Origin of the sequence: Streptomyces sp. ADI95-16 (genome assembly GCF_003721495.1) — a bacterium.
In the GTDB taxonomy this organism is placed as follows: domain Bacteria; phylum Actinomycetota; class Actinomycetes; order Streptomycetales; family Streptomycetaceae; genus Streptomyces; species Streptomyces goshikiensis.
In genome coordinates, this window is sequence record NZ_CP033581.1 from 3273970 (window position 1) to 3298149 (window position 24180).

Consider the following 24180-nt stretch of genomic DNA (forward strand, 5'->3'; position numbering starts at 1 on the left):
GTCAGGGAGCCGGAAGCTTCAGTTGGACGTGGCCGCGGGCGTGGGCTGTGGGTGGGGTGGGGCGGGAGGTGGCCAGGGTGAGGAGGGTGCGGAGGGCGGCGAGGACTTCCGTCGGGGTGTCGCGGATCATCGACGGGGTCGCGCTGATCACCAGGATGCCGTGGGACTCCAGGCGCAGGCGGCGGCGGAGGGTGGCGTGCCAGGCGTCGCGGGTGTAGTGGTACTCGGCCGAGTCGATCTCCAGGGCCACGCCCTCGTCGGGCCAGTAGGCGTCCGGGGTCGCCAGGAAGGCGCCGGCCGGGGTGTAGAGGCGGGCGTTCCACAGCGGGGTCGGGAGGTCCGTCGCCTCCAGGGTGTCACGGGCCCGGGCCTCGGCGACCGAGCGGACGCCGGCCAGGAGTTCCGCCGCGGCGGCGCGGATCGCGGGGCGGGCCAGGAGGCGGGAGCCGCGGAGTTCGGCGTGCAGGTCCTGCGGGTGGCACCAGCCGGTCTGGACGACGCCGGCCAGGACCGAGCGGACCAGCTCCGGGTCCTCGGCGCGCGCGGCGAAGTCGGCCGCCGCGCGGACCGGGCGGGTGCTGGGGATGCCCGAGACGGTGATGGTGGGCGGCCAGCGGGTGGTGGGCAGGGGGCGGACCTCCGGGGTGCCCGCCGGCCGGCGCGGGGCGCGGACCAGGACGTCCGCCGGGGTGTACGGGGCGTCGCGGATGCCGAGGAGGGCCAGGGCGGCGCCGCCGGTGAGGGCGGCGGTGTCCCCGGACAGCGGGTCGGAGGTGGGCTCGGCGGCGTAGAGGACGGCGGCGAGGGCGCGTTGGCGGTGGTCCGGGGGGCCGGTCTGGAGCAGGTACACCCGGGGCAGTAAGCGCTGCCAGGGGCCACCGGTGCGGGAGGTGCGGGAGGTGCGGGAGGTGATGGTGCCCGGGGCGATTCCGGCGGCGGTGAGCTGGTGGCGGGTAGCGAGATTGAGCTGCCTGCGGGCCACCTGCGCGGCCCGGCCGCCGACCCCTGCCGAGTTCGTGATCATGCCGCCGGTATGCCCGGGGCGGGCCCGCCGGCAACCTCCCGGACCCGACCGCGCCGGGGGCCGCCCTGGCCCTAGCGGCCCGGGTGTTCCGGGGCCAGGAAGACGACGACGCCCGTCTCGGTGCCGGGCCGGGCCGCGACCTCGTGCCAGCCCAGCCGCCGGTACGTCGCCACCGTGTCCGTGGCCAGCCGGGACGTCAGCAGCCAGGCCCGTCCGTCCGGGGCGTCGGCGGTGATCTCGGTCAGCAGCGCCCGTCCGGTGCCGCGGCCGCGCGCGTAGGGACGTACCGCGAGCTCGTCTATCTCCAGCGCGCCGCTCAGGAGCTCCCGTACGCGCGGCGCGCCGAGCTGCGCCGCGACCTGGGCGTACGCACGGTTCTTCGGGAAGGAGGCCGGGGTGATCCAGCCGGTGGCGAAGCCGTCGATGCCGGTCGCGGACTGGGCGAGGGCGGTACGGAATCCAGCGCGACGGGAGTCGGCCTGGAGGCGGGTGGCGAACTGGCGAATGGTTTCTTCACCTTCGTTCCACGGGGGGCCCGAGAAGACCTCGGCGTAGGCGTCGACCAGTTCGTCCGCGAGGTCGAGGACGGCCTGTCCGTAGCAGATCACGATGTGACGGCTCCTGATGTAGGGGTGTGTCGGTGATTTTCCCGTTTGGGTGGGAGAGCGAATTTATGGGCTCCCGGTTCCCGGAGCACGCATCGCACGGATCCGGCGAGTGTGCGACAAATCCCCTCAGCGCCTTCCGTGTCGGGACGCCCGGCGGGCGCGTTGAGCAGGCGTGGACAGACTGCTGCGGGCGGTCGGCCGGTGCGGCCTCGCGTTCCTCCTCGTCCTCGGCGTCGTGGCGGCGCTGCCGCGCACCGTACGGGACGAGCTGCCGGACGCGGTGATCGGCGGGGCCGTGATCGTCCTGGGGGCGCTGGGCGCCCGTCGGGTGGAGCGGCGGCCGCGTTAGCCTCGTAGGACGTGAACGACAGGACGAGTTGAGGGAGTGGGCGGCATGGAGCGGGTACCGACCTCGGTGGTGGCGGCGGCCGGCCTGGTGGGCGGTTACGCCGTCGCCCGGTGGACCAAGGTGCGGCCGCTGGGCGGTGTCGTCCTCGGCGCCGCCGGCATCGCGGCCGGACGGGAATGGCACCGGCGGGCCGGCGCGCCCGCGGCGGCCGGGCTCGGCGCGCTGTACCTCGCCGGGTTCGCGGGCTCGCACCCGCTGGCGAAGAAGGTCGGGGCCTGGCCGGCGGTGTTCGGCGCGGCCGGGGTCGTCGCGGCGGCGGCGTGGGCCGTCGCGGACCGCGGCTGACCCCTCCCCTGGCCGGGGGGCGGTCTGGGGTCGGTCCCGGCGCGGTCTAGGTGTATTGCCCTGTGAGGTTGTGGACGCGGCTGGCGGGTGGTTTGCCCGCGAGGGCGGTGTGTCCGCGGTGGTGATTGTAGGTGTGCAGCCAGTGCGGGAAGGCGTCGCGTCGTTCTTGTTCTGACTGGTAGGGGCGGGCGTATGCCCATTCCTCCGTGAGGGTGCGGTTGAGGCGTTCGACCTTGCCGTTGGTCTGGGGTCGGTAGGGCCGGGTTCGCTTGTGGGTGATCCCGGCCGCTGCCAGCAGGTCGCGCCAGGCGTGGGATTTGTAGCAGGATCCGTTGTCGGTCAGGACGCGCTCGACGGTGATTCCGACGCTGGCGTAGTAGGCCTGGGCCCGCTGCCAGAAGGCGGTGGCGGTCTCCTTCTTCTCGTCGGTCAGGATCTCGCTGTAGGCGAGGCGGGAGTGGTCGTCGACGGCGGTGTGGATGTAGCTGTAGCCAAGGCGGGGCCGCTTCCTGCGGCCGGCCTGGCGCCCCAGGGCTCTGTGGCCGCCGCCGTCGGGGATGTTGCCCAGCTTCTTGATGTCCACGTGGACCAGTTCGCCGGGGCGTTCGCGTTCGTAGCGGCGTATGACCCGGCTGGTGGCCCGGTCCAGGTGGGAGAGCCGGGCCAGCCGGTAGCGGACGAGGACGCGGTGCACGGTTGAGGGCACCAGGCCCAGCAGGTGGGCGATGCGGGCCGGCCCCCACCGGCGGGCGAGGCGGACTTTGATGATCCGCCGTTCGGTGCGGGTCGGGGTCCGGCGCGGGCTCTGACGCGGGCGCGAGGACCTGTCACGCATGCCCGACTCGCCGTGATCGCGGTAGCGGTCGGCCCACCGCTGGGCCGTGGTCGGTGAGACGTGGAAGCGTTCGGCGGCCCGGCGCAGCGGCCAGCCGTCCTCGACCACGCAACGGGCCAGGCGAAGGCGACCGGTCTCGGTCAGGGGTGCATTACGGTGGGGCATGAGGGCCTTCTGTCGCTCGGTGTAGACGTCGCAATCCACACCGAACCCGGAAGGCCCTCACCCGTTCAAGACGCCTCAGCCGAGACCTGCATCACCCGTCCACAACCTCCCGGGGCAATACATCTAGGCGCCGAACGCCCTCGACACCGAGTAGATCAGCAGGCCGGCCAGCGCGCCGACCACCGTGCCGTTGATCCGGATGAACTGCAGGTCCCGTCCGATGTGGGCCTCGATCTTCCGCGAGGTGTGTTCGGCGTCCCAGCCCGCCACCGTGTCCGTGATCAGCGAGGTGACCTCGGTCCGGTAGGTGGTGACGACGTACACCACCGCGCCCTCGATCCAGCCCTCCAGCTTGTCCTGGAGCCGGCCGTCCGTGGCCAGCCGCGCGCCGAGGGAGATCAGCGAGGACCGGACGCGCAGCCGCAGCTCGCTCTGCTCGTCCTCGGCCGCCGAGAGGATCATGGACCGGATCGCGGTCCAGGCGGAGGCGATCACCTCCTGCACCTCGCCCCGCGCGAGGATCTCCGACTTGAGCCGCTCCACCTTCGCGCGGGTCTCCGTGTCGGACTGGAGGTCGGCGGCGAAGTCGGTGAGGAACCGGTCCACCGCGCCGCGCGCCGGATGCTGCGGCATGTCGCGCATCTCCGTGACGAAACGGAGCAGCTCCTTGTACACGCGGTCGCCGATCTTGCGGTCGACGAAGCGCGGGGTCCAGCCGGGGGCGCCGCCCTGCACGGCGTCCATGACCGACTCCCCGTGGGTGACCAGCCAGTCGTGGGCCTTGGCGCAGAGCAGGTCGACGGCGCGGTGGTGCCCGCCGTCCGCCACGACCCGCTCCAGGGTCTTCCCCATGCCGGGCGCGATCTCGGCGGATTCGGCGCGTCGCGTGATCGCCTCGCCCACGACGGCCTGCACGTCGGAGTCGCGCAGTACGGTCAGGGCTCCGCGCAGCGCGGCGGCGAGTTCCGCCGTGACGCGGTCGGCGTGCGCGGGCTCCGCCAGCCAGGCGCCGAGGCGGCCGCCGATGCCGAGGGCGTGGAGGCGGGCCTTGACGACGTCGGCGGAGAGGAAGTTCTCGCCGACGAACTCTCCGAGGGAGACGCCGAGCTGGTCCTTCTTGGTCGGGATGATCGCGGTGTGCGGGATGGGCAGGCCGAGGGGGCGCCGGAAGAGGGCGGTGACGGCGAACCAGTCCGCGAGCGCGCCGACCATGCCGGCCTCGGCGGCGGCCGCGACGTAGCCGGCCCAGGGGCCGGCGCCGGTGTCCTGGGCCCACTTGGCGAGTGCGTAGACCAGCGCGACCAGGACGAGCAGCCCGGTCGCGGTGGCCTTCATCCGCCGGACGCCGCGGCGGCGCTCCTCGTCGGCCGCGTTGAACACGAACCCGCCGGTGCCGAGGCCGGTGGCGGTGGCGGTACCGGTTCCCGTGCCGTTTCCGGTGGGTAGCGGTGGCGGGGCTGTGCCGCCTCCTGCTGCGCTGCGGTGATCCACGTGCTCCTGCCTTCCCCCGGGGGCGCCGGTTTTGTCTGCATAGCATCCGACTCCCGGGAGCCCCGAGGAGTTCCCGGCACGCCGATACGCCTCGCCGGCGAGCACCCGGCGTACGCCGCCGGTCCCTGCCGGGAGCGACGCCGTACGTCGGCGACGCCGGCCAAGCCGGGGCCCGGCGGGCGCGGACCGCCGAGCGCGGACCCGGCCGCCGGGCACGCCCAGGCCCGCCAGACCCGCAGGATCGCCCGGCGCGGGCGGGACCGCGCCACCAAGCCGCAGGCGGCCGGCGAGGGGCGGGGCCGCGGCGCTCGGCCATCAGGCCCCAGCGTCGCCCGACGGGGGCGGGGCCGCGCCGCCAGGCCGCCCAGCGTGGCGCGGGGTCGGGTCGCCGGGGCCGACGCGCGGGCACGGCCCCGGCCGGGGGCGGGGGCGTCGGGCCCGTGGTGTGCGGCAGGGGCTCGTCAGAGTTCCTTGCGGCGGCGGGGTTTTTTCTCGCGGTCGGACTTGAGGGGTTTGACGCGGATCTCCACTCCGCCCCACATCGCGAAGCCCGTCACCACCACGCGCGGGGCGCCCGGCTGGAGGGGGCCCGGGTTGCCGCGCTGGTCGAAGGCGCCCATCACGCCGATGCCGCGGACGTCGACCTCCACGCCCGGCGGCACCGTGATCTGGATGCCGCCCATCACCGCGATGCACGTGATCACCACCTCGCGCTGCGAGAAGTTCGCCTCCCGCAGGTCGAGGTCACCGCCGCCCCAGAAGGCCACCGCGTTGAAGCGCGCGGGCACCGTCCACTGGCCCTTGCGCTGGAACCCCGACATGACGGCCACGGCCGTGGACGAGGTCCCCGCACCGCCGATCCGCTCGGGCCAGGCGGCCTGCTCCTGCCCGGGCCCGGCCACGGCCGCGGCGGCGCCCGCCGGGACCCCGCCGACGGCCGGCAGGTCGCGGGTCAGCGGTTCGAGCTCGGCGTACGTACGCGAGGCGTACGCCGCCTCCAGCCGTTCCTGGAACTCCTCCATGTCGAGCCGGCCCTCGGCGACGGCGTCGCGCAGCCGCTCCACCACCCGCTCCCGGTCGGCGTCCGAGGCGCGCAGTGCGGGCGCCGCGACCGGCTGCCCGGGCAGCACGGGCGGCACGGGCGGCACGAAGGCGCCAGGACCGGACACCGACGGCGCCTTCTCCAGCGACGTCGCCCGCTCCGGCGACGCCGTCTCCCGCGACAACTGCTCTTCCGGCAACGGCTTCTGCGGCCGCTCGTCACTCATGTGGACCACCCTATGCAGTCATACCGCGCAGGAGTGCGCCCTACCCCGAGCCGGCCCCCGGGCCTGTCCCTGATTTCTCCCTCATCCCCGCCCCGCGTACATCCGCGCGATCACGTCCTCGATGTCCGGCTCCCGCACCGACAGGTCCACCAGCGGATAGTCCGCCGCCACCGCCGCCACCAGCGGCGCCGCCGACGCCCCCGCCGGGAACGCCAGCCACTGCCGCGGCCCCTCCACCTTCACCACCCGCGCGCCCGGCACGCTGATCGCCGGAAGCTCCCGCTCCAGGTCCACCACCAGCGTCCGCTCGCTCTCCGCCACCCCGCCCGCCGCGTGCAGCCCGCGCAGCGGCCCGTCGTACATCAGCCGCCCGTGGTCGATCACCATCACCCGCTCGCACAGCTGCTCGATGTCCTGGAGGTCGTGCGTGGTCAGCAGCACCGTGGTCCCGAGCTCCCCGTTCAACTGCCGCAGGAATCCCCGTACCTTCGCCTTGCTCACCACGTCGAGACCGATCGTCGGCTCGTCCAGGTACAGCACGTCCGGATCGTGCAGCAGCGCCGCCGCGATGTCACCGCGCATCCGCTGCCCGAGCGACAGCTGCCGCACCGGTACGTCGAGCAGTTCGGCCAGGTCCAGCTGCTCCACGCAGCGCTCCATGTTCCGGGCGAACCGCTCCGCCGGAATCCGGTACATCCGCCGCATCAGCCCGTACGAGTCCTTCAGCGGCAGATCCCACCACAGCGTCGTGCGCTGCCCGAACACCACGCCGATCCGGTGCGCCAGCCGCATCCGCTCCCGCGCCGGATCGATGCCCGCGACCCGCAGCCGGCCGCCGCTCGGGGTCAGGATCCCGGTCAGCATCTTGATCGTGGTCGACTTCCCGGCGCCGTTCGGGCCGATGTAGCCGACCATCTCGCCCCGCGCGACCTCGAAACTGATCCCGTCCACCGCTCTCACCTGGCGTTTCTCCCGCCGCATCAGGCTCACCCGGCGCCGTACGTCAAAGACCTTCTCGACCCCGTCCAACGAGATCAGCACTTCTCCGCCACCCATGCCCACACCCATGCCCATGCCCATGTCCTCCGCTCAGCTCCCCGTGCTCCGGTACGAACGAACCCCCGCGCGCCACGCCAGCGACGCGGGCAGGAACGCCACGAACGCCACGAGCGGGCTCAAGTACCCCACCCACCCCGGCAGCCCCAGCGGATCGGGCCGCCCCAGCACGTGCAGCGCGGGCAGCCAGTTGACGAAGGCCAGCGGCACGATGAAGGTCACCCCGCGCAGCAGGTCCTTCCCGAACACCGTCGGCGGGTACTGGAGCATCGTGTTCCCCCCGTACGTGAAGGAGTTCTGCACCTCCGCCGCGTCCCCGGCGACGAACTGGAACGCCGCCCCCGCCAGCATCACCGCCGCGAAGATCGCCGCCCCGGCCACGATCATCACGGGCACCAGCAGCACCTTCCCGGGCGTCCAGGCCACGTCCAGCGCCCACACCGCCCAGCCCAGCACCCCGAGCCCCTGCACGATCCGCCCCAGCCGGCGCAACGCGAAGCGGTCGGCCGCGACCTGCGCGAGCAGCGGGACCGGGCGCACCAGCATCGTGTCGAGCGAGCCGTCGCGGACGCGGACGCCGATCCGGTCGGTGTTGCCGAGCAGCAGGTCCGCCAGGCCCAGCGAAGCCGAGCAGGACCCGTACAGCAGGGCGATCTCGGGCAGCGAGAAGCCGCCCAGCGCCTCCACGTGCGAGAACATGATGTAGATCGCGACGAAGTCCAGCAGCTGGACCGCCGCGTTCCCGAACGTCGCGAGGAAGAAGGAAGTCCGGTACGTCATCGTCGACCGGATCCACATCGCCACGATCAGCCCGTAGCCCCGCACCCCCTCCAGTGCCCGGCTGCGCTCCGGCACCTCCGGCGGGCCCGGCACTCCCGGCACCTCCGGCACGCCCGGGGCCACCCCCGCGCCGGCCTCCGCCACCGCCTCAGCCACCCTGCACCACCACCTTCCGCGTCGCCGCCGACTGCACCAGCCGGCCCAGCCCCAGCAGTACGAGCGCCCAACAGGCCTGGAAACCCAGCGCCCCGGCCGCTCCCCCGGCTCCGGCGTGCTTGCCGAGCAGCACGTCCATCGGAACCTGGAGCATCGCCGCCCACGGCAGGGTCCGGACGAACTCGCCGAATCCGCCCGGGAACACGGTCAGCGGCAGCAGCATCCCGGAGAAGAAGATCGTGACGACGACGGCCATCATGTTGACCCCCGTCCCGTCCATCAGCCAGAACGCCGACAGCCCCACCAGGTAGCGCACCGCGAAACCCACCACCAGCGCGAGCGCGACGGACACCAGGAACAGCAGCCAGCGCACCGGGTCCACCGGCAGCGCCAGCGGGAACGCCAGCGCGCCCGCCAGCAGCGGCACCACCCCGCGGCCCAGCAGCTGGAAGCCGGCCCGGCCCAGATCGGCGGCGAGCCACCACGCCTGGAGGTCCGCCGGCCGGTACAGGTCGACGGCGATGTCCCCGGTCCGGATCCGCTCCTGCATCTCCTCCTGGAACCCGCCCCCGATGAGCGACCCGGCGGCCAGCAGCGACTGGCTGACCCACACGAACGTCAGGGCCTGCGCCTGGTCGTATCCCCCGAGCCCCGGCCGCTCGTCCCACAACGCGATGTACGTGTACGCGAGGATGAAACCGAAGACGGTGTTGGTGAACACACCGGCCGCGGTCGCCGTCCCGTAGGTGGCGTACCGGCGGAAACCGCCCGCCGCCACCGCCGCGTAGAGAGCAGCTCTCTGACGCACCGTATCCCTCCGTTTCCCCACGTCGTTCCTACGTCGGCCAAAGCGCGCGAGCTTAGTGCGGAGGGGCGAGCCACGCGAACGATTTACGCCCGTCCGGGGCGGAATCACCTGGCATCGGGTAGACACCATGAGGTACAGAAGTGGATATTTCGCACGGCGCCGAGGAGTTCCGGAGATGAGCGACCAGTCACCACCCCCGGGCTGGACCCCTCGCGATCCGGACACTCCCGAAGGACCCGGCCCCGAACACCGGCAACAGCAGCCCGGCGAGAACGGCCAGAACGGCCAGAACGGAAAGAGCGGCCAGAAGGGAAAGACCCCCAAGGCCCGGCGCCCGCGCACCGGCTGGCGCCGCTTCGTCCCCGGCTGGCGCCTCGTCCTCGGCTGCCTGCTGCTCTTCGCGCTCCTGCTCGGCGGCGCCCTCGTCGCCGGCTACCTGCTCGTCGACATCCCGTCCGCCAACTCCGCCGCGACCGCGCAGTCCAACGTCTACCTCTACTCCGACGGTTCCCAGCTCGCCCGCGACGGCGAGGTCAACCGCGTCAACGTACCGCTCTCCCAGATCCCCCGGACCGTCCAGGAGACCGTACTGGCCGCCGAGGACCGGGACTTCCACTCCGAACGGGCGGTGGACCCCAAGGCGATGCTGCGCGCCGCCTGGAACACCCTCATGGGCAAGGGCAAACAGTCCGGCTCGACGATCACTCAGCAGTACGTCAAGAACTACTACTTGGGCCAGGAGCAAACGGTCAGCCGGAAGGTCAAGGAGTTCTTCATCGCGATCAAACTCGGTCGCGAGGAGTCCAAGAACCACATCCTCGAGGGCTACCTGAACACCAGCTACTTCGGCCGCAACGCCTACGGCATCCAGGCCGCCGCACAGGCCTACTACGGCAAGGACGTCGGCAAACTCACCACCGCCGAGGGCGCCTACCTCGCCACCCTCCTCAACTCCCCCAGCGCCTTCGACGTCGTCGCCCACCCGCAGAGCCGCGCCCGCGCGGTCGCCCGCTGGAACTACGTACTCGACGGCATGGTCAAGAAGGGCTGGATGAGCCAGGCCGAGCGGGCGGCCACCCGCTTCCCCGAACCCGGCAAGATCCGCCCCGCCGCCGGGCTGTCCGGGCAGCGCGGCTACCTCGTCGAGGCCGTCAAGGACTACATCCTCGACCGGAAGATCCTCGACGACACCACCCTCGCCGAGGGCGGCTACCGGATCACCACCACCATCGACAAGCGCCGCCAGAACGCCTTCGTGGACGCCGTCGACGAGGAGATGGTCTCCGAACTCGAACCCGGGACGCGCAAGGCGGACCGCCTGGTGCGCGCCGGCGGGGCCTCCATCGACCCGGCAACCGGCAAGGTCGTCGCCATGTACGGGGGCATCGACTACACCAAGCAGTACGTCAACAACGCGACCCGGCACGACTACCAGGTGGCCTCCACCTTCAAGCCGTTCGTCTTCACCTCCGCCGTCGAGAACGGCTCCCGCACCCGGGACGGCCGCCGGATCACCCCGAACACGATCTACAACGGCGACAACAAACGCCCGGTGGTCGGCAGTTCGGTCCCCTTCGCCCCGGAGAACGAGGGGCGGCTCTCGTACGGCGACATCACCGTCAACACCGCCACCGACCTCTCCGTCAACACCGTGTACGCGCAGATGGTCGTCGACGTCGGCACGGGCAAGGTCAAGAAGACCGCCATTTCCCTCGGCATCCCCGAGAACACCCCGAACTTCGTGTCGGGCCCGGCCATGGCGCTCGGCACCATGCAGGCCAGCGTCCTCGACATGGCCCAGGCCTACGCGACCCTCGCCGACCACGGCCGCTACACCCCCCACACCCTCGTCGAGAAGATCACCAAGGAGGGGGGCACGGTCAAGCTGCCCGACCGCACCCCGCTCCAGGTCGTCTCCCGCGAGGCCGCCGACACCACCACGTCGATGCTGGTCAGCGTCGTCGACAACGGCACCGGTACGGCGGCCCTCGCCGCCGGGCATCCGGCGGCCGGCAAGACCGGCACCGCCGAACAGGACCGCGCGGCCTGGTTCGCGGGCTACACCCCGGACCTGGTCACGGTCGTGTCGATGATGGGCCAGGACCCGGACACCGGCACCCTGCAATCCCTCTACGGGGCGCTGGGCGAGACCCGGATCGGCGGCGGGGGCTACCCGGCCCGGATCTGGGCGGCCTACACGAAGACGGCCCTGGAGGCTTCCGACCCGCTGGACTTCGACCTCGAACTCGAACCGGGCGCGGCCCAGTCACCGCCCCCGCCCCCGGACACCCCGGAGCAGTCCCCGGACGACGAACAGAGCCCCGGGCCGCCGGTACGGCCCTCCCGGCCGACGGGCGGCCAGAACAACGGCGGGCAGTCACAGGGCGGCCAGAGCCAGGGCCAGAACAACGGCGGCCAGAACCAGGGCGGTCAGAACAACGGAGGCGCCACCGCCCAAGGCGCCGACGCCGGAACCTCCCGGGGCACCGACCAAGGCTCCGCCCAGGGCGCCGACCAAGGCACCGCGCAAGGCGCCGACCAGGGCTCCGCCCAGGGCGCGGACGCCGGTGCGGACGCCGCCGGCACCACCGCCGGCCCCCAGGGCCTCACCCAGGGCGGCACGACGGCGGGCCGACGCCCGCTCCCCGAATTCGTGGAATAGCGGAACGGAACAGCGGAACGGATCAGTGACCGGAAGTCGCCTTCAGCCCCACCACGGCGACCAGCAGCAGACAGATGAAGAAGATCCGGGCGGCGGTGACGGGCTCCCCCAGCACCGCCATGCCGAGCACCGCGGCCCCGGCCGCACCGATGCCCACCCACACCCCGTACGCCGTACCGATCGGAAGGGTCTTCGCGGCGTACGACAGCAGCACCATGCTCGCGACGATGCCGGCGCCCGTGAACACACTGGGCCACAGACGGGTGAAACCCTCGGTGAACTTCATGCCGATCGACCAGCCGACTTCGAGCAGACCGGCGACGAGAAGCAGAACCCAGGCCATGACGGGCACCTCCGGAACGAGAGCGAGAGCTACGGGGTGCGTCGTCTTTTCAGCCAGCTACCCGGTACGGCGCGTCTCGTCGGGGGTTCCCCTCCACCGTAGCAAAAGGGCATGCGAAGGGCCGGTGACCTCGGTCACCGGCCCTTCGCACCGTCCTACGTCCTACGGGGTCACAGGTAGAGCCCGGTGGAGTCCTCGGACCCCTCCAGCCGCTCGGCGGCCACCGCGTGCAGGTCCCGCTCGCGCATCAGCACGTACGTCGCCCCGCGCACCTCGACCTCGGCCCGGTCCTCGGGGTCGTACAGCACCCGGTCGCCCGGCTCCACGCTGCGTACGTTCTGCCCGACCGCGACCACCTCGGCCCAGGCCAGCCTCTTGCCCACGGCGGCCGTCGCCGGGATCAGGATGCCGCCGCCGGAGCGGCGCTCGCCCTCCGGCGAGTCCGACTTCACGAGCACGCGGTCGTGCAGCATGCGGATGGGCAGCTTGTCGTGGGTGGTGGTGTTCTCGCTCACCCCTCGAACCTACCCGCCCGCGCCCGCCCCGGACCGCGCAGGGTCATCAGCGCTTGCGGCGCGCCGACACGACCACCAGGCCGACCACACCGACGGCGAGCAGCGCCACCGGCACGATCCGCTCGGGACGCGGGCTGCCGTCCTCGTTGCACAGGCCCGCCTTGACGTCGGTCACGAGGCGGTTCACGGCGACGACGACGCGCCCGGCGGTCTGGTCGACGGTCGAGGCGACCTTGGCCTTGGCGTCCCCGACGATCGTCTTCGGATGCATGCGCACACCGATCTCGTCGAGCGTCTCGGCGAGCTGCTCGCGCCTGCGGACGATGTCCGCCTCGATCTGTGCGGGGGTCCTGGCTTCCGGCACCGCGCTGCCTCCGTCGTCGTGTCGTGCGAGTGGTCGCATGGCGGGCGTGATCCGCCCCTGGACAGTCTGTCAGCTTAGTCTCGTGCGGTACCGATCCCCTCCCGAGGAGACTGTTGAGATGAGCGAGCGACTTCAGCCGGGCGACACCGCCCCTGCCTTCACCCTGCCCGACGCGGACGGCAACGAGGTCTCGCTCGCCGACCACAAGGGCCGCAAGGTCATCGTGTACTTCTACCCGGCCGCCCTGACGCCGGGCTGCACGAAGCAGGCCTGCGACTTCACGGACAACCTGGCCGTACTGGCCCAGGCGGGTTACGACGTCATCGGCGTCTCCCCGGACAAGCCGGAGAAGCTGGCGAAGTTCCGGGAGCAGGAGCACCTGTCGGTCACCCTGGTCGGCGACCCGTCCAAGGAGGTCCTGACGGCGTACGGCGCGTTCGGCGAGAAGAAGCTGTACGGCAAGACGGTCACCGGCGTCATCCGCTCCACGGTGATCGTCGACGAGGAGGGCAAGGTCGAGCGCGCCCTCTACAACGTCAAGGCCACGGGCCACGTAGCCAAGATCATCAAGGACCTGGGCATCTGACCGCGCCCCCTCCCGAACGGCCCGCACCAAACTGGTGCGGGCCGTTCCGTTTATCGGACGTAACTGGCCGAATATCGATTCGTTAGCCCGTACGGGCCGCGAACGCGCGGCCGGGACGGAGGGGCGGCGATGGCGGTGAGCCCGTACACACGGGAGCGACTGGCGCAGGCGGCGAGCACGTCGCGGACGCTGACGGAGGCGCTGGAGAAACTGGGGGTGGACCCGAAGAGCGGCTCGCGGGAGTACATCCGTAGGCGCATGGGACTGCTGGGAGTCGAGACCTCCCATTTCGAGCGCGACGGGAACCGCTGGACGCGCGCGATCCTGGAGGACGCCGTGAAGGCCTCCAGCAACATGTACGAGGTCCTGAGGCGCCTGGACATCGAAGCCGTGGGAGGGAACCACGCCCACATCAGTCGCCGAGTACGCGCGCTGGGCATCGACATGTCCCACTTCACCGGCCCCGCACGGACTGAGCGCATGCGGGACAACCGCCGACGGCGTTCCGCGGACGAGATTCTCCGTGAGACCCCCGCATCCCACGCCACACGCACCCCGAACCGCATGCTCCGGCGCGCGCTGCTGGATCTCGGGGTCGAAGAGCGCTGCGCCGAGTGCGGCATCGAGCCGATCTGGCGGGGGGAACCGCTCCCGCTGGAGATCGACCACGTCAACGGCGACTGGCGTGACAACCGCCGGGAGAACCTGAGGTTCCTCTGCCCCAACTGCCACTCCACGACGGACACGTATCGAGGTCGAGGGAAGGGACGTCGATGAGTCGTGGTCACGTCTACACGCGAGAGCGCCTGGCGCGAGCAGCCGAATGCTGCACGTCCATCGAAGAGGTCATCGCCCACTTCGGCACGGACCCGTACGCGCACCTCACGTCCTATCTGAGGCGCCGGTTCGCGCGGTTCGACATCGACATATCGCACTTCCGCCCCGGCCGGAATCACACGAAGAGGTTCCCGCCGGAGCCTGCTGCCCTTCGGACTGCTGTGGCCGAGTCGCATTCGCTGGCCGAAACCCTTCGAAGCCTGGGAAGACCGGACAACGGAAGCCAGCGCGCGATGCTTCGCGCGTGGATCAGCGAACAAGGCCTGTCGACCGCCCACTTCCTGGGGCAAGCCCACCAGCGAGGGAAGCGCACAGGTGTCGCGAAGCCCGCGGGCGAGATCCTCGTCCGGCGCAGTGGCGGGAACCGCACCCATTCGCTCCGCTTGCGCCGGGCACTCCACGAGGTCGGCATCCCCGAAGTGTGCGCATCCTGTGGAACGCCTCCAGAGTGGCGCGGGCTCCCGATGACGCTGGAGGTGGACCATGTCAACGGTGACCGGAACGACGACCGCCGCGAGAACCTGCGGCTCCTATGTCCCAACTGTCACGCGATCACCAACACATGGTGCCGGGGAAGAGTGAGAACCTCATCGCAACGCCCCCGGGGCGACCAGTAAAGTAGGCGCCGCGGGCCCGTATCCCAGCAGGCTAGAGGATGCCGGTTTAGATCCGGTATGTCGTGGGTTCAAGTCCCACCGGGCCCACATCAACGGCCGGTGACCCCTATCTGAGGGGTCACCGGCCGTCGGCGTCGTTCGGCCCGCTCAGCCCAGCAGGGCGCGGATGAAGGGGACCAGGGCGCGGAAGGCCTGGCCGCGGTGGGAGATGGCGTTCTTCTCCGCCGCCGTGAGTTCGGCGCAGGTGCGGGTGTCGCCCGCAGGCTGGAGGATCGGGTCGTAGCCGAAGCCGCCGGTGCCGGCCGGGGTGTGGCGGAGGGTGCCGAGGAGGCGGCCCTCGACCACGCGCTCGGTGCCGTCCGGGAGGGCGAGGGCGGCGGCGCAGGCGAAGTGGGCGCCGCGGTATTCGTCGGCGATGTCCCCGAGCTGGGCCAGGAGCAGGTCCAGGTTGGCCTTGTCGTCGCCGTGGGTGCCGGCCCAGCGGGCGGAGAAGATGCCGGGGGCGCCATTGAGGACGTCCACGCACAGGCCGGAGTCGTCGGCGACGGCGGGCAGGCCCGTGGCCTGGGCGAGGGCGTGGGCCTTGAGGAGGGCGTTCTCGGCGAAGGTGACGCCGGTTTCCTTGACGTCGGGGATCTGCGGGTACGCGTCCGCGCCGACCAGCTCGTGCGGCAGGCCGGCGTCGGACAGGATGGCGCGGAGTTCGGTGACTTTGCCCGCGTTGCGGGTGGCGAGGATCAGGCGGCTGGTCGTCATGCGTCCATTATTCCGGCCGCCCCGCGCGCTCAGCCCGGGGTGCAGACCTTGGAGATCTCCGACGCCGCGTCCGCGACCGGGGTGATGTCGGGGGCGGAGTTGCCGCCTTCGATGGACGTGCGGACGTTCTTGACGGCCGTGTTCATCGAGTCGATCGCCTTGCGCAGGTCGGCGTTGTCCGTCTGGTCGCCGATCTTCTTGAGGTTCTGGTCGATCTGGCTGAGGGCGTTCTGCGCGTCCTGGGGGCTGTTGCCGGCCTGCGAGACGGCCTGCTGGAGGTCGTTCGCCCCGTCCGTGATGGCCACCGCCGTGTTGGCGCAGTCCATCGCCGTCGAGATCGCGTCGCAGGAGGTGAGGGCGGGGACGGTCAGGACGGCTGCCACCGCGACGGCGGCTATGCGGAGCTTCATGCGGATCCCCCAGGGGCGAGACGGGCGTACGGACGTACGGACGTACGGGAGTACGAGGTGACGTGGAAGGGCGCACGGTAGTGACTACCGTGCGCCCGTGTCTACGAGGACGCCGGGGCGGGCCCGGCGGTTGCCGTCGTACCGCTACGGGGCCTGGAGGTCGAGCGCGCTCAGCTGGAGGGCCTGGAGGTCGGCGCAGCCGCCGGCGGCCAGGTCGAGGAGGGCGTTGAGCTCCTTGCGGTCGAAGGGCTCGCCCTCGGCGGTGCCCTGGACCTCGACGAAGCGGCCGTCGCCGGTGCAGACGACGTTCATGTCGGTCTCGGCCCGCACGTCCTCCTCGTAGCAGAGGTCGAGGAGCGGCTCGCCGTCGACGATGCCGACGCTGACGGCGGCGACGGTGCCGGTGAGCGGCTTGCGGCCGGCCTTGATCAGCTTCTTCCGCTGGCCCCAGGCGACGGCGTCGGCGAGGGCGACGTAGGCGCCGGTGATGGCGGCGGTGCGGGTGCCGCCGTCGGCCTGGAGGACGTCGCAGTCCAGGACGATGGTGTTCTCGCCGAGGGCCTTGTAGTCGATGACGGCGCGCAGCGAGCGGCCGATGAGGCGCGAGATCTCGTGGGTGCGGCCGCCGATCTTGCCGCGGACGGATTCGCGGTCGCCGCGGGTGTTGGTGGAGCGGGGCAGCATCGAGTACTCGGAGGTGACCCAGCCTTCGCCGCTGCCCTTGCGCCAGCGCGGGACGCCTTCGGTGAAGGAGGCGGTGCAGAAGACCTTGGTGTCTCCGAAGGAGATGAGGACGGAGCCCTCGGCGTGCTTGCTCCATCCGCGTTCGATGGTGACCGGGCGGAGCTGTTCGGGCGTACGGCCGTCGATGCGAGACATGGCTCCGAGCCTAGTCGCTGCGGGCGAACGCGAAGACCCCGTCCGGGTGCTCGCGGGACGGGGTCTGCGGGGTGGTGCTAGGGGGTCCGGTCGGTCCGGATCACATCATGTCTTCGATGTCGGCGGCGATCGGGTCGGCGTCGGTGCCGATGACGACCTGGATCGCGGTGCCCATCTTGACGACGCCGTGGGCGCCGGCCGCCTTGAGCGCGACTTCGTCGACGAGGTCGGGGTTGACGACCTCGGTGCGCAGGCGGGTGATGCAGCCCTCGACCTCTTCGATGTTCTCGATGCCGCCGAGCCCGGCGACGATCTTCTCAGCCTTGGTGGCCATGGTTTCTCCCTGAGTGATACGAAGAACGAGTCTCAGCGGCCGGAACATGGATTCCCACCGGCGCGGTCCGCATTGTCACGGTAACGCACGGTTGGCCCATCTACGCGAGCGCGTGTCCGGTCCCTGCCGAATCATGACGATCAGCAGCAACCTACCCACAACTGGTCTACACCAGTGTGCCGTAAGTGTTGCGGCAGCCAAAAACGGGCCGGTCAGGGAGGACACCGATGAGCGCGACCAGCGCCACCGCAGTGCCGCAACCGAATTGGCGGAACCACCTGTTCCAGGCGTTGCAGAAGATGGGCCGGAGCCTTCAGCTGCCGATCGCGGTCCTCCCCGCGGCCGGCATCCTCAACCGCTTCGGCCAGCCCGACATGTTCGGCGCGGACGGCCTCGGCTGGACGGACGTCGCCAGGGTCATGGCCGCCGCGGGCGGCGCGCTGCTCAACGCGGACCTCGGCCTGCCGCTCCTCTTCTGCGTCGGCGTCGCGATCGGCATGGCCAAGAAGGCGGACGGGTCGACCGCCCTGGCCGCGGCGGTCGGCTTCCTCGTCTACCGGAGCGTGCTGCGGGTCTTCCCCACCCCCTGCCCCACGGGGACGAAGGACATCGGGGGCGGCTGCCTGGGGCCGGACGACACCTTCGCCGAGTACACCTTCCAGAATCCGGGGGTCTTCGGCGGCATCGTCATGGGCCTGCTGGCCGCCTGGTTCTGGCAGCGCTACCACCGGGTCAAGCTGGTGGACTGGCTCGGCTTCTTCAACGGCCGCCGGCTGGTCCCGATCATCATGACCTTCGTCGCGATCGCCTTCGCCTCGCTCTGCCTGTGGATCTGGCCGCCGATCGGCGACGGGCTGGAGAGCTTCTCCGACTGGCTGGTCGGCCTGAGCTCCCTGGGGTCCGGCATCTTCGGCGTCGCGAACCGGGCCCTGCTGGTGATCGGCCTGCACCAGTTCCTGAACGTGCCGGTGTGGTTCCAGTTCGGCAGCTACACCAAGCCGGACGGCCAGGTCGTGCACGGTGACATCCCGATGTTCCTGGCGGGCGATCCGAACGCCGGGCTGTTCCTCTCCGGCTTCTTCCCGATCATGATGTTCGCCCTGCCCGCGGCGGCGCTGGCCATCACCCACTGCGCGAAGCCGGTGCGGCGCAAGGAAGTGGGGGGCCTGATGCTGTCGGTGGCCCTGACCTCGTTCGTCACGGGGATCACGGAGCCGCTGGAGTACTCGTTCCTCTTCGTGGCGCCGGCGCTGTACGCGGTCCACGCGCTGCTGACGGGTGTGTCGATGGCGGTGACCTGGGGGCTGGGCGTGCACGACGGCTTCAGCTTCTCGGCCGGTCTGATCGACTACGTCATCAACTGGGGGCTGGCGACCAAGCCGTGGCTGATCATTCCGATCGGGCTGTGCTTCGCCGTCGTCTATTACGTGGTGTTCCGGTTCGCGATCACGAAGTTCGACATCCCGACTCCGGGGCGGGAGACGGACGAGGAGATCGCGGCGATGGAGGCGGACAACACCAAGGCCTGAGCCGGCCTCCACACCGCGCCCCGGACCGGGTCGCGCACCGCTCCGTCAAGGGCCCCCGGATCACGATCCGGGGGCCTTCGGCACGTCCGGGAAAATGTGACCCAGGCCACAGGAAATCGAAGGTTCCTTATCTAACCCTCACCGTGTTACAACTGGTCTACACCATGCATTGGTGTAGACCACGACCGCTTCCCCCGGCGGCGTGTGCCCCCCTTTTCGAGACGTCGCCGTCCCTCTTGGTTCCACCCCCCTGGCGGCGCCTTGCTCCCCGGAGGAAGTTATGAGTACGGCTACTGACGCCGCCGCACCGCCCGCCAAGAAGCGGGGGGCCGGTCTGATCCAGGGTCTGCAGAAGGTCGGCCGCAGCCTCCAGCTGCCCATCGCCGTCCTGCCCGCCGCCGGCATCCTGCTGCGCCTCGGCCAGCCCGACGTCTTCGGCAAGGACGGTCTCGGCTGGGGCAAGGTCGCCACGGTGTTCGCCACCGCCGGTGACGCCGTCTTCGCGAACCTGCCGCTGCTGTTCTGCATCGGCGTCGCGATCGGCTTCGCGAAGAAGGCGGACGGTTCCACGGCGCTCGCCGCGCTCGTCGGCTTCCTCGTCTACAAGAACGTCCTCACCGCCTTCCCGGTGACCGAGGCCGTCATCAACACCACCGAGAACAAGGGTGTCGACGTCGCCGCGACGTACAACAACCCGGGCGTCCTCGGCGGCATCATCATGGGCCTGCTCGCCGCGGTCCTGTGGCAGCGCTACCACCGCACCAAGCTGGTGGACTGGCTCGGCTTCTTCAACGGCCGCCGTCTCGTCCCGATCATCATGGCCTTCGTCGGTGTCCTGGCCGGTGTGTTCTTCGGTCTGGTCTGGGAGCCGATCGGTGAGGTCATCTCCCACTTCGGCGAGTGGATGACCGGACTGGGCTCCATCGGCGCCGGTCTCTTCGGTGTCATCAACCGCGCGCTGATCCCGATCGGCATGCACCAGTTCGTCAACACCGTCGCCTGGTTCCAGATCGGTGACTTCACCAACGCCGCCGGCGAGGTCGTCCACGGTGACCTGAACCGCTTCTTCGCCGGTGACCCGGACGCCGGTCTGTTCATGACGGGCTTCTTCCCCATCATGATGTTCGGCCTCCCGGCCGCCGCCCTGGCCATCGCGCACACCGCCCGCCCGGAGCGCCGCAAGGCCGTCACCGGCATGATGGTCTCGCTCGCGCTCACCTCGTTCGTCACGGGTGTCACCGAGCCCATCGAGTTCTCGTTCATGTTCATCGCGCCGGTGCTGTACGCGATCCACGCCGTCCTGACCGCCGTCTCGATGGCCGTCACCTGGGCGCTCGGGGTCCACGCGGGCTTCACCTTCTCCGCGGGTCTGATCGACCTCGGCCTCGGGTGGAACAAGGCGACCAACCCCTGGATGATCATTCCGATCGGTCTGGTCTTCGGAGCTGTCTACTACTTCGGATTCCGCTTCGCGATCACGAAGTTCAACCTCCCGACGCCGGGCCGCGAGTCCGACGAGGAGCTCGCCGAGATGGCGAAGGCCGACGCCAAGTAGGTCCTCCGCCAACGCGGAAGCCCCCGCTCTTCCTTCCGGAAGGGCGGGGGCTTCCGCGTGCGTCAGACCTCGTGGACGGCGCCGGGGTGTGCGAGCCCGACCGGGCCGTCGTACACCGCGCGGGCGTCGGCGAGGTTCTGCTCGGCGTCCGTCCACGGCGGGATGTGGGTGAGCAGCAGCCGCCCGACGCGGCTGTCGCGGGCGTACTCGCCGGCCTCGCGCCCGTTGAGGTGGAGGCCGGGGATGTCCTCCTTGCCGTGCGTGAAGGAGGCCTCGCAGAGGAAGAGGTCGGTGCCCTCGGCGAGCAGCCCGAGCTCGGGGCAGGTGCCGGTGTCCCCGGAGTACGTGAGCGAGCGGCCGCCGTGCTCGACGCGGATGCCGTAGGCCTCGACGGGGTGGCAGACCTTCTCCGTGCGCACCTGGAACGGGCCGATCTCGAAGCTGCCGGACTTCAGGGTGCGGAAGTCGAAGACCTCGCTCATCGAGCGCTCGTCGGGGACGTCCTCGTAGGCGGTGGTCAGGCGCTTCTCGGTGCCCTCGGGGCCGTAGACGGGGATGGTTCCGCAGCGGCCGCCCTCGTGCCGGTAGTAGCGGGCGACGAAGTAGGCGCACATGTCGATGCAGTGATCGGCGTGCAGATGGCTCAGGAAGATCGCGTCGAGGTCGTAGAGACCGATGTGGCGCTGGAGCTCGCCGAGGGCGCCGTTGCCCATGTCGAGGAGCAGCCGGAAGCCGTCGGCCTCGACGAGGTAGCTCGAACAGGCCGAATCCGCGGACGGGAACGACCCCGAACAGCCGACGACGGTGAGCTTCATGGAGCGTGAACCTCCGTGGACGGTCCGTGGACGGAATGCGGGCCGTGCGTGCGTCGAGCGTAAGGCGCGAAACGTCCGGTCGCTCCTCCGCGGCGGGCCGTTGTGGGGGGAATCACCTGTGCTGTCACCCGGGGGAGCGACGGCTGGTACGGACGTTGCCATGCCGTGGCCGTGCCGGGCGGTGGCGGCGCGGCTACGGTCGGAGTATGGACACGTCCTGGTGGCCTGCCGTCGCCGCGGTCGTCGCGGTGGCGCTGGTGGTCCTGGTCGCGGGGCGTCGGCCGGAGGCCGCGCGCCGGGAGCCGGCCGCGCGCGGGACCGGCCCGCCGCCGCGGCCGCGGGCGGGTGAGCTGTGGTCCGTCGCGGACGGGCGGCCGTGCCTGGTGCTCGCGGTGGCGTCGGTACGGGGCCACCGGGCGCGGGTCGCGTGGATCACCGGGAAGTACGACGACCGGCGCGCCGGGGTCATCCCGCTGTCACCGGGTACGCCGGGGGTGCGGGGGCGGGCGGGTTTCCTGGAGGCGGACCGGCCGGCGGAGGTGTCGCTGTGGGACTTCCGGCGCAGGCTCGGCGTACTGGATCCGGCGGTGTGGGACGAGGCCCGGGGCCTGGGCGGAGGCACGTGATGACGGCGGCGGCGGTACGGGTGCGGCGGGTCTACGATCCCCCCGAGCCGGGGGCGGACGGCGTACGGGTCCTCGTGGACCGGCTGTGGCCGCGCGGGCTCGCGAAGGCGGTGGCGGCGGTGGACGAATGGCCGAAGGAGCTGACCCCGTCGTCGGCTCTGCGCAAGGAGTTCCACGCGGGCGGGCTCTCGGCGGCGGAGTTCCGCGCCCGGTACGAGGCGGAGCTGGCCGAACCCGGGGCGGCGGCCGCGCTGTCCCGTCTGCGCGCGCTGGCGGCGTCGGGCCCGGTGACGCTGCTGACCGGCGTCAAGGACCCGGCCGCCGGACACGCGGCCGTCCTGGCCGCCCTCCTGCTCAGCTGACCGGGCCGCCCGGCCCGCACCGCCCGGCCCCGGGCCGCCCGGCCCCGGCCCGCGCGCCTCGAACACCGGCGGGGGCGGGGGCGGAGGCGGCGGGGGCGGCCGGGCTCAGGCCCAGAGCTGTCCCTGGAGGACCTCGATGGCCTCTTCCGTGGTCGCCGCCGTGTAGACGCCGGTCGAGAGGTACTTCCAGCCGCCGTCGGCCACGACGAACACGATGTCCGCCGACTCCCCCGCCGCGACCGCCTTGCGGCCCACGCCGATCGCCGCGTGCAGCGCCGCTCCGGTGGAGACGCCCGCGAAGATGCCCTCCAGCTGGAGGAGTTCGCGGGTGCGCGTCACCGCGTCCGCGGAGCCGACCGAGTACCGCGTGGTCAGCACCGACGCGTCGTACAGCTCGGGGACGAAGCCCTCGTCCAGGTTGCGCAGCCCGTAGACCAGGTCGTCGTAGCGCGGTTCGGCGGCGACGATCCTGACGCCCTCCACGTGTTCGCGCAGGTAACGGCCGACGCCCATCAGGGTGCCCGTCGTACCGAGGCCCGCCACGAAGTGGGTGATGGAGGGGAGGTCCGCGAGGATCTCCGGGCCCGTCGTCGCGTAGTGGGCGCCCGCGTTGTCCGGGTTGCCGTACTGGTAGAGCATCACCCACGAGGGGTTCTGCTCCGCCAGCTCCTTCGCGACGCGCACCGCGGTGTTCGAGCCGCCCGCGGCGGGCGAGGGGATGATCTCGGCTCCCCACATCCGCAGGAGGTCACGGCGCTCCTGGGAGGTGTTCTCCGGCATGACGCACACGATCTTGTAGCCCTTGAGCTTCGCCGCCATGGCGAGCGAGATGCCGGTGTTGCCCGAGGTGGGCTCCAGGATCGTGCAGCCGGGGTACAGCCGGCCGTCCTTCTCCGCCTGCTCGACCATGTGGAGCGCGGGGCGGTCCTTGATCGAGCCGGTCGGGTTCCGGTCCTCCAGCTTCGCCCAGATCCGCACCTCGGCGGAGGGCGACAGCCGGGGCAGCCGCACCAGCGGCGTGTTGCCGACGGCGGCCAGTGGGGAGTCGTAACGCATTACTTCGATCCGCCGGCCACGGCCGGGAGGATGGTGACGTTGTCGCCGTCCTTGAGCGCGGTGGAGATGCCGTCGAGGAAGCGGACGTCCTCGTCGTTGAGGTAGACGTTCACGAAGCGGCGCAGCTCGCCGCCCTTGGAGTCGTCGACGATGCGCTCCTGGATGCCCTTGTGGCGGGTCTCCAGGTCGGCGAACAGCTCGGCCAGCGTGGCGCCCTCACCGTTGACGGCCTTCTCGCCGTCGGTGTAGGTGCGGAGGATGGTGGGGATGCGGACCTCGATGGCCATGGCTGGCTCCAGTGTCGTGAAGGGGCTTGGGGGCGCGCGGCGTGAAGGGCCCCCGCGCGAGGTGGGCTCTGGCTGTACTCAGGCGGCGGCAGGACAGATGGCGCTGGCGAGCCGGCACAGGTCGACGTGCAGCCGGGCCACGAGCAGCAGGCTGCTGGGCGTCTCGATGCTCACGTCGTGGGAAACCATGCGGTCATGTTAACGATTCCCGGTCCCCCGTTTGGAGTGTAGTTCCACATCGTGGACCAAAAGCGCTCACATGCTGGTCAGTAGCCCGCTACGACCTGCACTTCTTCCTCTGTGATCACTCCGTCGACGATCCGGTAGGAGCGGAACTGGAACTCCCCGGGGCCGTCCTGGTCGGCGGTGGAGACGAGCACGTAGTGCGCGCCGGGCTCATTGGCGTACGTGACGTCCGTGCGCGAGGGGTAGGCCTCGGTCGCGGTGTGCGAGTGGTAGACGATGACGGGGTCCTCGTCCCGGTCGTCGAGTTCGCGGTAGAGCTTCAGCAGGTCCTTCGAGTCGAACTCGTAGAACGTGGGCGAGCGGGCGGCGTTGAGCATCGGGATGAACCGCTCCGGGCGGCCGGTGCCCGCCGGGCCGGCCACGACTCCGCACGCCTCGTCGGGGTGGTCCTTGCGGGCGTGCTCGACGATCTGGTCGTACAGGGCCTGGGTGAGGGTCAGCATGAGCGACAGGATAAGCAGACGGGCCCTCCGGTACCGAGGAGCGGTACGGGAGGGCCCGGATGCTGGACAGGAG

The 24180-nt window shown here is 71.1% G+C and carries 30 protein-coding genes, 1 tRNA gene and 1 riboswitch; of the genes, 11 read left to right on the forward strand and 20 right to left on the reverse strand.

Annotated elements, in window-relative coordinates; genetic code table 11:
- Window position 1: 1 nt before the first annotated feature.
- Window positions 2–1024, reverse strand: a complete 1023-nt coding sequence (locus EES41_RS14330) for a hypothetical protein (protein ID WP_123078574.1) — start codon at window positions 1022–1024, stop codon at window positions 2–4.
- Window positions 1025–1095: 71 nt separating this feature from the next.
- Window positions 1096–1632, reverse strand: coding sequence for an N-acetyltransferase (locus tag EES41_RS14335; RefSeq protein WP_254211441.1), 537 nt, complete (start codon window positions 1630–1632; stop codon window positions 1096–1098).
- A 172-nt stretch (window positions 1633–1804) separates the two neighbouring features.
- On the opposite strand from EES41_RS14335, the gene EES41_RS41415 reads away from it, so the two are divergent.
- Together EES41_RS41415 and EES41_RS14340 are read left to right on the forward strand one after the other, a co-directional pair.
- Window positions 1805–1981 (forward strand): hypothetical protein, encoded by a 177-nt coding sequence (locus tag EES41_RS41415; protein ID WP_164495833.1) that lies wholly within the window; start codon window positions 1805–1807, stop codon window positions 1979–1981.
- 45 nt (window positions 1982–2026) lie between these two features.
- On the forward strand, window positions 2027–2326 hold the full coding sequence (locus tag EES41_RS14340) for a hypothetical protein (RefSeq protein WP_123078576.1): 300 nt from the start codon (window positions 2027–2029) through the stop codon (window positions 2324–2326).
- Window positions 2327–2372: 46 nt separating this feature from the next.
- Here the strand turns inward: EES41_RS14340 and EES41_RS14345 are convergent, their stop codons facing one another.
- The 6 genes from EES41_RS14345 to EES41_RS14370 all read right to left on the reverse strand — a co-directional run bounded on the left by EES41_RS14345 (window position 2373) and on the right by EES41_RS14370 (window position 8885).
- Window positions 2373–3326 carry an IS481 family transposase gene (locus EES41_RS14345; protein ID WP_123082183.1) on the reverse strand — a complete coding sequence of 318 codons (954 nt, stop codon included), beginning with the start codon at window positions 3324–3326 and terminating at the stop codon, window positions 2373–2375.
- Between the two features lie 123 nt (window positions 3327–3449).
- Entirely contained in the window at window positions 3450–4706 is a 1257-nt protein-coding gene (locus tag EES41_RS14350; RefSeq protein WP_254211759.1) for a DUF445 domain-containing protein, read from the reverse strand.
- A gap of 572 nt (window positions 4707–5278) precedes the next feature.
- Window positions 5279–6085 carry a DUF1707 domain-containing protein gene (locus tag EES41_RS14355; RefSeq protein WP_123078580.1) on the reverse strand — a complete coding sequence of 269 codons (807 nt, stop codon included), beginning with the start codon at window positions 6083–6085 and terminating at the stop codon, window positions 5279–5281.
- 81 nt (window positions 6086–6166) lie between these two features.
- Entirely contained in the window at window positions 6167–7159 is a 993-nt protein-coding gene (locus tag EES41_RS14360; RefSeq protein ID WP_123078582.1) for an ATP-binding cassette domain-containing protein, read from the reverse strand.
- 15 nt (window positions 7160–7174) lie between these two features.
- Entirely contained in the window at window positions 7175–8044 is an 870-nt protein-coding gene (locus EES41_RS14365) for an ABC transporter permease (protein WP_254211760.1), read from the reverse strand.
- A 25-nt stretch (window positions 8045–8069) separates the two neighbouring features.
- Window positions 8070–8885, reverse strand: a complete 816-nt coding sequence (locus tag EES41_RS14370) for an ABC-2 family transporter protein (RefSeq protein ID WP_123078586.1) — start codon at window positions 8883–8885, stop codon at window positions 8070–8072.
- A gap of 175 nt (window positions 8886–9060) precedes the next feature.
- On the opposite strand from EES41_RS14370, the gene EES41_RS14375 reads away from it, so the two are divergent.
- Window positions 9061–11547 (forward strand): transglycosylase domain-containing protein, encoded by a 2487-nt coding sequence (locus EES41_RS14375; protein WP_254211442.1) that lies wholly within the window; start codon window positions 9061–9063, stop codon window positions 11545–11547.
- A gap of 22 nt (window positions 11548–11569) precedes the next feature.
- On the opposite strand, the gene EES41_RS14380 is transcribed toward EES41_RS14375, so the two are convergent.
- The 3 genes from EES41_RS14380 to EES41_RS14390 all read right to left on the reverse strand — a co-directional run bounded on the left by EES41_RS14380 (window position 11570) and on the right by EES41_RS14390 (window position 12769).
- Window positions 11570–11890, reverse strand: coding sequence for a multidrug efflux SMR transporter (locus EES41_RS14380; RefSeq protein ID WP_030158619.1), 321 nt, complete (start codon window positions 11888–11890; stop codon window positions 11570–11572).
- A 35-nt stretch (window positions 11891–11925) separates the two neighbouring features.
- Window positions 11926–12005: riboswitch (guanidine-III (ykkC-III) riboswitch) on the reverse strand.
- Window positions 12006–12060: 55 nt separating this feature from the next.
- Complete coding sequence (locus EES41_RS14385; protein ID WP_123078588.1) at window positions 12061–12405, reverse strand: co-chaperone GroES; 345 nt, start codon at window positions 12403–12405, stop codon at window positions 12061–12063.
- 46 nt (window positions 12406–12451) lie between these two features.
- Window positions 12452–12769, reverse strand: a complete 318-nt coding sequence (locus EES41_RS14390; protein ID WP_123078590.1) for a DUF3618 domain-containing protein — start codon at window positions 12767–12769, stop codon at window positions 12452–12454.
- Between the two features lie 118 nt (window positions 12770–12887).
- On the opposite strand from EES41_RS14390, the gene bcp reads away from it, so the two are divergent.
- The 4 genes from bcp to EES41_RS14410 all read left to right on the forward strand — a co-directional run bounded on the left by bcp (window position 12888) and on the right by EES41_RS14410 (window position 14896).
- A complete protein-coding gene (gene bcp, locus EES41_RS14395) occupies window positions 12888–13355 on the forward strand; it encodes a thioredoxin-dependent thiol peroxidase (protein WP_008742592.1) in 468 nt (155 codons plus the stop codon).
- Between the two features lie 129 nt (window positions 13356–13484).
- A complete protein-coding gene (locus tag EES41_RS14400; RefSeq protein ID WP_123078592.1) occupies window positions 13485–14132 on the forward strand; it encodes an HNH endonuclease signature motif containing protein in 648 nt (215 codons plus the stop codon).
- 293 nt (window positions 14133–14425) lie between these two features.
- A complete protein-coding gene (locus EES41_RS44175; protein WP_355795918.1) occupies window positions 14426–14809 on the forward strand; it encodes an HNH endonuclease in 384 nt (127 codons plus the stop codon).
- Window positions 14810–14821: 12 nt separating this feature from the next.
- Window positions 14822–14896: transfer RNA gene (locus EES41_RS14410), tRNA-Leu, on the forward strand.
- A gap of 60 nt (window positions 14897–14956) precedes the next feature.
- Here EES41_RS14410 and rdgB read toward each other — a convergent pair.
- The 4 genes from rdgB to EES41_RS14430 all read right to left on the reverse strand — a co-directional run bounded on the left by rdgB (window position 14957) and on the right by EES41_RS14430 (window position 17188).
- Window positions 14957–15565 (reverse strand): RdgB/HAM1 family non-canonical purine NTP pyrophosphatase, encoded by a 609-nt coding sequence (gene rdgB / locus EES41_RS14415; protein ID WP_123078596.1) that lies wholly within the window; start codon window positions 15563–15565, stop codon window positions 14957–14959.
- Between the two features lie 29 nt (window positions 15566–15594).
- Window positions 15595–15975, reverse strand: a complete 381-nt coding sequence (locus EES41_RS14420) for a hypothetical protein (RefSeq protein ID WP_008742594.1) — start codon at window positions 15973–15975, stop codon at window positions 15595–15597.
- A gap of 144 nt (window positions 15976–16119) precedes the next feature.
- Window positions 16120–16854 (reverse strand): ribonuclease PH, encoded by a 735-nt coding sequence (rph, locus tag EES41_RS14425; RefSeq protein WP_123078598.1) that lies wholly within the window; start codon window positions 16852–16854, stop codon window positions 16120–16122.
- Window positions 16855–16954: 100 nt separating this feature from the next.
- Window positions 16955–17188, reverse strand: a complete 234-nt coding sequence (locus EES41_RS14430; protein ID WP_073799335.1) for a glucose PTS transporter subunit EIIB — start codon at window positions 17186–17188, stop codon at window positions 16955–16957.
- Between the two features lie 227 nt (window positions 17189–17415).
- On the opposite strand from EES41_RS14430, the gene EES41_RS14435 reads away from it, so the two are divergent.
- Together EES41_RS14435 and EES41_RS14440 are read left to right on the forward strand one after the other, a co-directional pair.
- Window positions 17416–18717, forward strand: a complete 1302-nt coding sequence (locus tag EES41_RS14435) for a PTS transporter subunit EIIC (RefSeq protein WP_123078600.1) — start codon at window positions 17416–17418, stop codon at window positions 18715–18717.
- Between the two features lie 280 nt (window positions 18718–18997).
- Entirely contained in the window at window positions 18998–20272 is a 1275-nt protein-coding gene (locus EES41_RS14440) for a PTS transporter subunit EIIC (RefSeq protein ID WP_123078602.1), read from the forward strand.
- 62 nt (window positions 20273–20334) lie between these two features.
- Here the strand turns inward: EES41_RS14440 and EES41_RS14445 are convergent, their stop codons facing one another.
- A complete protein-coding gene (locus EES41_RS14445; protein WP_123078604.1) occupies window positions 20335–21087 on the reverse strand; it encodes an MBL fold metallo-hydrolase in 753 nt (250 codons plus the stop codon).
- Window positions 21088–21293: 206 nt separating this feature from the next.
- On the opposite strand from EES41_RS14445, the gene EES41_RS14450 reads away from it, so the two are divergent.
- Window positions 21294–21713, forward strand: coding sequence for a hypothetical protein (locus EES41_RS14450; RefSeq protein WP_123078606.1), 420 nt, complete (start codon window positions 21294–21296; stop codon window positions 21711–21713).
- Window positions 21713–22075, forward strand: coding sequence for a DUF488 domain-containing protein (locus tag EES41_RS14455; RefSeq protein ID WP_164495834.1), 363 nt, complete (start codon window positions 21713–21715; stop codon window positions 22073–22075). The genes EES41_RS14450 and EES41_RS14455 overlap by 1 nt, the downstream gene beginning before the upstream one ends.
- A 105-nt stretch (window positions 22076–22180) precedes the next feature.
- Here the strand turns inward: EES41_RS14455 and EES41_RS14460 are convergent, their stop codons facing one another.
- From EES41_RS14460 to EES41_RS14470, 4 genes are all read right to left on the reverse strand, one after another.
- Window positions 22181–23131 (reverse strand): PLP-dependent cysteine synthase family protein, encoded by a 951-nt coding sequence (locus EES41_RS14460; protein ID WP_123078610.1) that lies wholly within the window; start codon window positions 23129–23131, stop codon window positions 22181–22183.
- Window positions 23131–23418, reverse strand: a complete 288-nt coding sequence (locus tag EES41_RS14465) for a MoaD/ThiS family protein (protein WP_123078612.1) — start codon at window positions 23416–23418, stop codon at window positions 23131–23133. Before EES41_RS14465 ends, EES41_RS14460 begins: the two co-directional genes overlap by 1 nt.
- A 78-nt stretch (window positions 23419–23496) precedes the next feature.
- Complete coding sequence (locus EES41_RS44180; RefSeq protein WP_008742605.1) at window positions 23497–23607, reverse strand: putative leader peptide; 111 nt, start codon at window positions 23605–23607, stop codon at window positions 23497–23499.
- A 77-nt stretch (window positions 23608–23684) separates the two neighbouring features.
- Complete coding sequence (locus EES41_RS14470; protein ID WP_123078614.1) at window positions 23685–24107, reverse strand: Mov34/MPN/PAD-1 family protein; 423 nt, start codon at window positions 24105–24107, stop codon at window positions 23685–23687.
- Window positions 24108–24180: the final 73 nt, after the last annotated feature.